The 9,680-nt window shown below is 65.0% G+C and carries 9 protein-coding genes; 7 read left to right on the top strand and 2 right to left on the bottom strand.

Annotation, left to right across the window (positions count from 1 at the left end):
• Both EOA27_RS09875 and EOA27_RS09870 read right to left on the bottom strand, forming a co-directional pair.
• Positions 1–630 (bottom strand): inorganic phosphate transporter (locus tag EOA27_RS09875; RefSeq protein ID WP_145970308.1); only part of this gene is annotated, 630 nt, incomplete at its 3' end.
• Between the two features lie 3 nt (positions 631–633).
• Positions 634–1,275 (bottom strand): DUF47 domain-containing protein, encoded by a 642-nt coding sequence (locus EOA27_RS09870; protein WP_126079696.1) that lies wholly within the window; start codon positions 1,273–1,275, stop codon positions 634–636.
• 161 nt (positions 1,276–1,436) lie between these two features.
• Between EOA27_RS09870 and EOA27_RS09865 the strand changes: the two genes are divergently transcribed.
• The 7 genes from EOA27_RS09865 to EOA27_RS09835 all read left to right on the top strand — a co-directional run.
• Positions 1,437–2,336, top strand: a complete 900-nt coding sequence (locus tag EOA27_RS09865) for a LysR family transcriptional regulator (protein ID WP_126079697.1) — start codon at positions 1,437–1,439, stop codon at positions 2,334–2,336.
• 193 nt (positions 2,337–2,529) lie between these two features.
• Positions 2,530–3,009, top strand: a complete 480-nt coding sequence (locus tag EOA27_RS09860; RefSeq protein WP_126079698.1) for a formate dehydrogenase subunit gamma — start codon at positions 2,530–2,532, stop codon at positions 3,007–3,009.
• Positions 3,006–4,562 carry an NADH-quinone oxidoreductase subunit NuoF gene (locus tag EOA27_RS09855; protein WP_127256053.1) on the top strand — a complete coding sequence of 519 codons (1,557 nt, stop codon included), beginning with the start codon at positions 3,006–3,008 and terminating at the stop codon, positions 4,560–4,562. The genes EOA27_RS09860 and EOA27_RS09855 overlap by 4 nt, the downstream gene beginning before the upstream one ends.
• A 10-nt stretch (positions 4,563–4,572) precedes the next feature.
• A complete protein-coding gene (gene fdhF / locus EOA27_RS09850) occupies positions 4,573–7,485 on the top strand; it encodes a formate dehydrogenase subunit alpha (RefSeq protein ID WP_126079700.1) in 2,913 nt (970 codons plus the stop codon).
• A 3-nt stretch (positions 7,486–7,488) separates the two neighbouring features.
• Positions 7,489–8,319: a formate dehydrogenase accessory sulfurtransferase FdhD gene (gene fdhD, locus EOA27_RS09845; protein ID WP_126079701.1), complete on the top strand. Its 831-nt coding sequence runs from the start codon at positions 7,489–7,491 to the stop codon at positions 8,317–8,319.
• Positions 8,309–8,620: a formate dehydrogenase subunit delta gene (locus EOA27_RS09840; RefSeq protein ID WP_126079702.1), complete on the top strand. Its 312-nt coding sequence runs from the start codon at positions 8,309–8,311 to the stop codon at positions 8,618–8,620. Before fdhD ends, EOA27_RS09840 begins: the two co-directional genes overlap by 11 nt.
• A gap of 114 nt (positions 8,621–8,734) precedes the next feature.
• Positions 8,735–9,680 (top strand): alpha/beta hydrolase (locus EOA27_RS09835; protein ID WP_145970307.1); only part of this gene is annotated, 946 nt, incomplete at its 3' end.

Raw genomic sequence — 9,680 nt, 5'->3', positions numbered from 1 at the left:
ACCTTGCGAATAGAGCAGCACGGCGATGATGCCCATGGTCTTTTGCGCGTCGTTGCCGCCATGCCCCAGCGAATAAAGCGAGGCGGAAAAGAACTGCAGCACGCGGAACGTGTTGTCGACGGCAAACGGCGTCTGGCGCACGAACAGCCAGGAGACGACGAGAACCAGGACGAGCGCCAGCACGAATCCGGTCGCCGGCGAGAGCACGATCGCCGCGACCGTCTTGCCGAGCCCGGACCAGACGATGGCGCCGGTCCCGGCCTTGGCGACGCCGGCGCCGACCAGCCCGCCGATCAGCGCGTGCGAACTGCTCGACGGAATGCCGGCGACCCAGGTGACGATGTTCCAGACGATGGCGCCGACAAGTGCCGAGAAGATCACCGCCGGCGTGACGATGCTGGCGTCGACAATGCCTTTCCCGACCGTCTCGGCCACATGCAGGCCGAAGAACAGGAAGGCGATGAAATTGAAGAAAGCCGCCCAGAACACTGCGTAATGCGGCCTGAGCACCCGGGTGGAAACGATGGTGGCGATCGAATTGGCGGCGTCGTGCAGGCCGTTCAGGAAATCGAAGAACAGGGCCACGGCGACGAGGCCGATCAGCAGCGGAAAAGCGATCGTGGCCTCCATCGCCTAAACGTTCTCGATCACGATGCCGCTGATCTCGTTGGCGACGTCCTCGAAGCGGTCGACCACCTTTTCCAGTTGGCCGTAGATCTCCGAGCCGATCAGGTAAGCCATCGGGTCGCTGCGGCCGTGATGCCTGAACAGATCCTTGAGGCCCTGCTCGTGCAGGTCGTCGGCGCGGCCTTCGACGCGCATGACCTCCTCGGCGATGGCGTTGAGGCGCGCTGCGTTGGCGCCGACCTTGCCGAGCAGCGGGATCGCCTCCGCGACCAGCCGGGCTGCCTGGACGATGACGCCGCCCATTTCCCGCATCAGCGGGTCGAACTCCCTCACCTCGAACAGCTTCACCGTCTTGACGGTCTTGTGCATCATGTCGATGGCGTCATCCATCGACTGGATCAGATCCTTGATGTCGCCGCGATCGAAAGGGGTGATGAAGGAGCGCCTGACCGCAAGCAGGACCTCGGCGGTGATGCCGTCGGCCTCGTTTTCGAGATCGACGATCGTCTGGCACCAGCCGTCGATGTCCTCGCCGTTGAGAAGATGCTGAAGGGCTTCGGCGCCGCCGACCACAGTGCGCGAATGCCGCTCGAACAGATCGAAGAAGCGATCCTCGCGCGGCAACAGCTTGCGAAACCAGGCCAGCATGTCGTCCTCCTCAATCCGCCCACCCCCCACATAGCGCACATGTGCGGCGCGGGAAAACAGATAGCCGGCTCAAAAATGTGGACGACGTCCGATTGTGCGTGCGTCTTGCGGAGCGATGCGATTTCCCCGACCTTGAGCTAAACCGCGTTGGATCGGATGGCATGATCGACAAACTGGAGTTCTTCCTGGCGCTGGCCAAGGAGGAGCATTTCGGCCGGGCGGCGGAGGTGTGCGGCGTCACCCAGCCGACGCTGTCGGCCGGCATCAAGCAGCTCGAGGAGCAGCTCGGCGTCATGCTGGTGCTGCGCGGCTCGCGCTTCCAGGGCCTGACGCCGGAAGGCAGGCAGGTGCTGGGCTGGGCGCGACGCATCGTCGGCGACACAAGGACGATGCGCGAGGAGATGCGGGCGGCGCGCCACGGCCTTGCCGGCCGTATCCGCATCGCCGCCGTTCCGACGGCGCTGGCAATGGTGGCACGGCTGACGACGCCGTTTCGCGAAAAGCATCCGGGCGTAACCTTCTCCATCCTGTCGCGGACCTCGATCGAGGTGCTGTCGCTGCTCGGCAATTTCGACGTCGATGCCGGCATCACCTATCTCGACAACGAGCCGCTCGGGCGCGTCATCAGCGTGCCGCTCTATGACGAGCGCTACCAGTTGATCACCGCGGTCGGGAACCCCTATTCCGATCGCGACAAAGTGACGTGGGCCGAGATCAGCCAGCTGCCGCTCTGCCTGCTGACGCCTGACATGCAGAACCGCCGCATCATCGACCAGCATCTGGCGGAGGCCGGCGTGCAGGTCCGGCCGACGCTGGAATCCAACTCGATGATCGTGCTGTTCTCGCATATCCGTACAGGCAAATGGTCGTCGATCATGCCGCTCAACCTCGCGGAAACGTTCGGCTTTTCGGAGCCGATCCGGGCCATTCCGATCGTCGAGCCGGACGCCAGTCACACGGTCGGTCTGGTGGCAGCACCCCGCGAGCCGCACACGCCTCTGGTGCAGGCGCTGCTGGACGAGGCGATGGCGCTGGCAGACGATTTCCGCCGTCATCGCTAGGTTAGAGAATGCGGGCCACCGCTGTTCGATAGGAAATTTCTATCGATCGACGGGAGCGCTTTATTGATTTCGGAGGTTTCCTCTGATTTCGTAAGGACTTAGCGATATTGCGCCCTATGCATGTCGTTGCCCCGAAAACGCTCTATATCCTGGGGTGACATACATTGGCCGCCACGACCAGGGAGGGCGCTGCGTGACCATGCAGGCCGCAAGTACCGAGATCGCGTCGCGCACGGCGGCGATCATTGATGAGATGAAGGGCCTCGAGGGCCCGCTGCTGCCGATCCTGCACAGCATACAGGAAGAGTTCGGATACGTTCCGAAGGACGCGCTGCCGGTGATCGCCGACGGGCTGAACCTTTCCCGCGCCGAAGTGCATGGCGTGGTGAGCTTCTATCACGATTTCCGCGCCAAGCCCGCCGGACGGCATGTGCTCAAGCTCTGCCAGGCGGAAGCCTGCCAGTCGATGGGGTCGGATGCGGTCGCGGCCAAGGTCAAGCAGCTGCTCGGCATCGATTTCCACGAGACCACGCGCGACGGATCGGTTACACTGGAGCCGGTCTACTGCCTCGGGCTTTGCGCCTGCTCGCCGTCGGCGATGCTCGACGGCGAAGTCATCGGCCGGCTCGATGACGAGAAGATCGAAGAGATCGTCGCGGAGGTGCGTTCATGATCCCGCGCATCTATATCCCCGCAGATTCCGGCGCGCTGGCGCTCGGTGCCGAGAAGGTCGCCAGGGCGATCGAGAAGGAGCTCAAGGAGCGCGGCGTCGAGGCCAAGATCGTGCGCAACGGCTCGCGCGGCGCCTATTTCCTCGAGCCAATGGTCGAAGTGGCGACCGACAAGGGTCGCGTCGCATACGGGCCGGTCAAGCCGTCCGACGTCAAGAGCCTGTTCGACAGCGGCTTCCTCACCGGCGGCCACCACAAGCGCTGGCTAGGCGCGCCCGACAAGATCCCCTTCTTCGCCAAGCAGACGCGGCTGACCTTCGCGCGCTGCGGCATCAACGATCCGCTGTCGCTCGATGCCTACAAGTCGCTAGGCGGCTTGCGCGGCCTGCAGAACGCCGTCGCCATGGCGCCGGCCGACGTCGTCAAGCAGGTTACCGAGTCGGGCCTGCGCGGCCGCGGCGGCGCCGGCTTCCCGACCGGCATCAAGTGGAAGACGGTGCTGGATACGGCTGGCGCGCAGAAATACATCGTCTGCAACGCCGACGAAGGCGACAGCGCCAACTTCGCCGACCGCATGATCATGGAAGGCGATCCCTTCGTGCTGATCGAAGGCATGGCGATCGCCGGCATCGCCACCGGCGCGACCAAGGGTTTCGTTTATATCCGCTCGGAATATCCGCATGCGGTGGCGACGATGAACAAGGCCGTCGCGATCGCCCGCAAGGCCGGCGTGCTGGGCCTCAACGTGCTGGGCTCGCCCAACGCCTTCGACATGGAGATCCGCGTCGGCGCCGGCGCCTATGTCTGCGGCGAGGAAACCTCGCTCTTGAACAGCCTGGAGGGCAAACGCGGGGTGGTGCGCGCCAAGCCGCCGCTGCCGGCCATCCAAGGCTTGTTCAGCAAGCCGACGGTGATCAACAACGTGATCAGCCTGGCCTCGGTGCCTGTAATCATGGACAAGGGCGCCGCCTTCTACAAGGATTTCGGCATGGGCCGCTCGCGCGGCACGATCCCGATCCAGATCGCCGGCAACGTCAAGCATGGTGGCCTGTTCGAGACGGCCTTCGGCCTGACGCTCGGCGAAATCGTCGACGAGATCGGCGGCGGCACGGCTTCCGGGCGTCCCGTGAAGGCGGTGCAGGTCGGCGGACCGCTCGGCGCCTATTTCCCGCGCACTTTGTTCGACACGCCGTTCGACTATGAGGAATTCGCCAAGCGCGACGGCCTGATCGGCCATGCCGGCATCACCGTTTTCGACGACACCGCCGACATGCTGAAGCAGGCGCGCTTCGCCATGGAGTTCTGCGCCGTGGAAAGCTGCGGGAAGTGCACGCCCTGCCGCATCGGCTCGACGCGCGGCGTGGAGGTTCTGGACAAGGTCGCGGCTGGCATCGAAGCGGAGAAGAACCTCGCTCTGGTCACCGACCTCTGCAACACGATGAAGTTCGGATCGCTCTGCGCGCTGGGCGGCTTCACGCCCTATCCGGTGATGAGCTCTATCACGCATTTCCCTGAGGATTTCAAGCCCGCGCCGGCGCGCGTGGCGGCTGAATAGGAGCTGGCAGATGAACATCAAGGCCGACTTCCCGACACTCATCCAGGAGATCGACTACGGAACGCCGGAGTCGAAAGCGACGAAGCAGGTCACCCTGACCGTCGACGGGCAAAGCATCACCGTGCCGGAAGGCACCTCGATCATGCGCGCGGCGATGGAAGGCGGGGTCGAGATCCCGAAGCTTTGCGCCACCGACATGCTGGATTCCTTCGGCTCCTGCCGCGTCTGCCTGGTCGAGATCGAGGGCCGCGGCGGCACGCCCGCCTCCTGCACGACGCCGGTCGGCGAAGGCATGGTGGTGCGCACGCAGTCGGACCGGCTCGACGCCATCCGCCGCGGCGTCATGGAACTCTATGTCTCCGACCATCCGATGGGCTGGAACGAGAAGGCCGGAACCGGCGCCAGCGAGTTCGACGCGGTGGCGAAGTCGGTCGGCCTCGCCGAGAACCGTTACGGCGTCGAAGGCCGCAACCACGTCAAGGAAGAAGGCGGCGTGGCGCCCGGCCATGGCTCGCTGGCGGTGGACTATATCGCGCGTGACGAATCCAACCCCTATTTCACCTATGACCCGGCGCAGTGCATCGTCTGCTCGCGCTGCGTGCGCGCCTGCGAAGAGGTGCAGGGCACCTTCGCGCTGACCATCGAGGGCCGCGGCTTCGAATCGCGCATGGTCGCCGGCATGCATGAGGATTTCATCGCTTCGGAATGCGTCTCCTGCGGCGCCTGCGTGCAGGCCTGCCCGACCGATGCGCTGCGCGAGAAGACGGTGCTGGAAAAAGGCATGCCGGAGCGCTCGGCTGTCACCACCTGTGCCTATTGCGGCGTCGGCTGCTCGTTCAAGGCCGAAGTGAAGGATGACGAGGTCATCCGCATGATGCCCTACAAGGACGGCAAGGCGAACCACGGCCATTCCTGCGTGAAAGGCCGGTTTGCCTATGGCTACGCCACGCACAAGGACCGCATCCTGTCGCCGATGATCCGCGAGAAGATCACCGATCCGTGGCGCGAAGTGAGCTGGGAAGAGGCGATCGCCCACACGGCGAAGGAATTCCGCCGCATCCAGTATCAGTATGGACGCACCGCGATCGGCGGCATCACCTCCTCGCGCTGCACCAACGAGGAGACCTATCTCGTCCAGAAGCTGGTGCGGCAGGGCTTCCGCAACAACAATGTCGACACCTGCGCGCGCGTCTGCCATTCGCCGACCGGCTACGGGCTCGGCCAGACCTATGGCACCTCGGCCGGTACGCAGGATTTCGATTCGGTCGAGTTCACCGACGTCGCCGTCATCATCGGCGCCAATCCGGCGTCCGCCCATCCGGTGTTCGCCTCGCGGCTGAAGAAGCGGCTTCGCCAGGGCGCCAAGCTGATCGTGCTCGATCCGCGCCGCACCGAGATGGTGAAATCGGCGCATATCGAGGCCGACTATCACCTGCCGCTGAAGCCCGGCACCAATGTGGCGGTGCTGACGGCGCTGGCGCATGTCATAGTCACCGAGGGCCTCTACAACGAAGCCTTCGTGCGCGAGCGCTGCGACTGGGCCGAGTTTCAGGACTGGGCGTCCTTCGTCGCCCTGCCGGAGAACAGCCCGGAGACGGTCGGCAAGCTGTCCGGCGTCGACCCTGAAGCCATCCGGGGTGCCGCGCGCCTTTACGCCAAGGGGGGCAATGGCGCGATCTATTACGGCCTCGGCGTCACCGAACACAGCCAGGGCTCGACCACGGTGATGGCGATCGCCAACCTCGCCATGGCAACCGGCAATATCGGCCGTCCGGGCGTCGGCGTGAATCCGCTGCGCGGCCAGAACAATGTGCAGGGCTCCTGCGACATGGGTTCCTTCCCGCATGAGCTGCCGGGCTACCGCCACATCTCGGGCGAAGCGGTGCGCGACATCTATGAGAGCCTGTGGGGTGTGAAGCTGGACGACGAGCCCGGCCTGCGTATCCCCAACATGCTGGACGCCGCCGTCGACGGCTCGTTCAAGGGCATCTACATCCAGGGCGAGGACATCCTGCAGTCCGATCCCGACACCAAGCATGTCGCCGGCGGTCTCGCCGCTATGGAATGCGTCGTGGTGCACGACCTCTTCCTCAACGAGACGGCCAACTACGCGCATGTCTTCCTGCCGGGTTCGACCTTCCTCGAGAAGGACGGCACCTTCACCAATGCCGAGCGCCGCATCAACATGGTGCGCAAGGTCATCGAGCCGAAGGCGCGCTACGCCGACTGGGAGGCGACGCAGGAGCTTGCCCGCGCCATCGGGCTCGACTGGAACTATACCCATCCGTCTGAGATCATGGACGAGATCGCCAAGACGACGCCGAGCTTCGCCGGCGTCTCGTTCGAGCTGCTTGACCGTGTCGGCTCGGTGCAGTGGCCCTGCAACGAGAAGGCGCCGCTCGGCACGCCGATCATGCATGTCGACGGCTTCGTGCGCGGCAAGGGCAAGTTCATCCGCACCGAATATGTGGCGACGGACGAGCGGACAGGCCCGCGCTATCCGCTGCTGCTCACCACCGGCCGCATCCTGTCGCAGTACAATGTCGGCGCGCAGACCAGGCGCACGGAGAACGTTGCTTGGCATGCCGAGGACCGGCTGGAGATCCATCCGCATGACGCCGAGGTTCGCGGCGTGCGCGAAGGCGACTGGGTGCGGCTGGCGAGCCGCTCCGGCGAAACCACGCTTCGCGCTCTGATCACCGACCGCGTCTCGCCCGGTGTCGTCTACACGACCTTCCACCATACGGACACGCAGGCCAACGTGATCACCACCGACTTCTCGGACTGGGCGACCAACTGTCCGGAATACAAGGTCACCGCCGTGCAGGTGGCGCCGTCCAACGGCCCGACCGACTGGCAGAAGGACTATAACGAGCAGGCCAAGCAGAGCCGGCGTATCGCCCCGCTGGCGGCAGCGGAGTAGTCCTTGGGCGCGCGCCGCAAAGCGACGACGCAAATTACGCGGCTCGCGCATCGCGCCGGCGGCACCGCGGCCGCGAACCGCATGGTGCCGGAAGAGACGCCGGTGGCGTTCTCCTTTGCCGGCACCACGCATGCGGTGATGATGGCAAGCCCAGCCGATTTCGAGGATTTCGCGCTCGGCTTCTCGCTGACCGAGGGCATCATCGCCGATCAGAAAGAGATCGAGGCGATCGAGGTCGAGGATCTCGGCGCCGGCATCGACATCCAGATCAGGCTGAAGGACCAGGCCAACACGCGCTTCCAGGCGCGGCGGCGCCGGCTGGCCGGACCGGTCGGCTGCGGCTTGTGTGGCATTGAGTCCATCGAGGAGGCGATGCGCTCGGTCGAGGCAGTTGGTGCGTCAAAACTTACGCTTCAAGCAGAAGACATCACCAGCGCCGTCCAGTTGCTGTCGAAGGTTCAGCCGCTGCATGCCGAGACCGGCGCGGTGCATGCGGCCGGCTTCTACGTGCCCGGCAAGGGCGTCGTGATGGCGCGCGAGGATGTCGGGCGGCACAATGCGCTGGACAAGCTCGCCGGCGCGCTGGCCAAGGCAGGCATCGATGGCGCAAGCGGCGCGGTCGTGGTGACCTCGCGCGTCTCGGTCGAGATGGTGCAGAAGACGGCTGCCATCGGCGCTTCGATCATCATGGCGGTTTCGGCGCCGACGGCGCTTGCCATCCGCACGGCGGATGCCGCCGGCATGACGCTGGTGGCGCTGGTGCGCGGCGACGATTTCGATATTTTCACCCACCCCGAACGGGTGGCTTCCGGAGTTGCCAAGCATGTCGCATGACGAAGACCACATCGCCAGCACCAGGGAAAAGCTGGTGCGCATGGCCAACCAGATCGCCACCTTCTTCCACTCGAAGCCGCGCGAGGAAGGCATTGCCGGGCTGGCGGAGCACATCAACAAATTCTGGGAACCCCGGATGCGGCGGCAGCTCTTCGAGCTGCTCGACGGCGACGCTGAGGATTTCGACGCGTTGGTGATCGCGGCCTCGGACAAGATCAAGCGGCCGATCTCCCCTGCGGAGGCCGACAGGAAGCTTGGGGTCACAGCCTTTCCGGCCGATATCGCCGCTTCGCAGGAATGATGTAGCGACCGGACGGCGTTATATTCCTTTCCGCTAAAGTTTAAGGTGCCGCTATCGGCACGGCTCTGCTATGGTTGGCGGCAGAAAGTCGTCTGGCCGGGCGGGGTAGTTCGCGTGAGGCCGATCGAGACCAGATACGCCCGTAGCGGGGATGTGCGGATCGCCTATCAGGTGATCGGCCAGGGCTCTTTCGATCTCGTCTTCGTACCGGGCTTCATCTCCAATCTCGACCTGCATTGGGAAGACGAGGGCTACAGCCGCCTCTTGAAACGGCTCTCCGCCTTCTCGCGGCTGATCCTGTTCGACAAGCGCGGCACCGGGCTATCCGACCGCGTCGACACCCGCCACCTGCCCAGCCTCGAGACGCGCATGGACGATGTCCGAGCGGTGATGGACGCCACAGGCAGCGGCCGTGCCGCTATCCTCGGCGCCTCGGAAGGCGCGCCGATGGCGATGCTGTTCGCCGCCACCTATCCGGAGCGGACGCGGGCGCTGGTGCTCTACGGCGGCTATGCGCATTTCCACAAATGGGTGATGCCGCCGGAACGGCTGGAAGCATTCATCGAGACGGCGGAAACATCCTGGGGCACCGGCGCGACCTTGCCCAATTTCGCGCCGGGCCGGGTCGACGATACCCACTTCACTCAGTGGTGGGGCCGGTTCGAGCGGCTGTCGGCCAGCCCGACGGCCGCTACGGCGCTTGCCCGCATGAATGCCGGCATAGACGTGCGCGACATGCTCGGGACGATCAGCGTGCCTACTTACCTGATCCATCGCCGCAACGACGCCCGAGTCGATCCCGACGCCAGCCGCTTCCTGGCCAGAAAGATCCCAGGCGCCCGCCTGGTCGAGATTTCGGGGCGCGACCACCCGATCTGGACCGGCGACGTCGACCGCGTGGCCGACCTGATCGAGGAATTCCTGACCGGGGAGCCGACGGTGGCCGTTGTGGAACGCGTGCTCGCAGCACTTCTGGTGACACGCATCTACGACACCGCGCGGCTCGGCGACCGCTTGTGGAGCGAACGCAGCCTGCGCTTCCAGGAGAACTGGCACATGC

Origin of the sequence: Mesorhizobium sp. M2A.F.Ca.ET.037.01.1.1 (genome assembly GCF_003998075.1) — a bacterium.
In the GTDB taxonomy this organism is placed as follows: domain Bacteria; phylum Pseudomonadota; class Alphaproteobacteria; order Rhizobiales; family Rhizobiaceae; genus Mesorhizobium.
The sequence above is the reverse complement of the archived record's forward strand: the minus strand, read 5'-3'. Positions and strand labels throughout refer to the sequence as shown.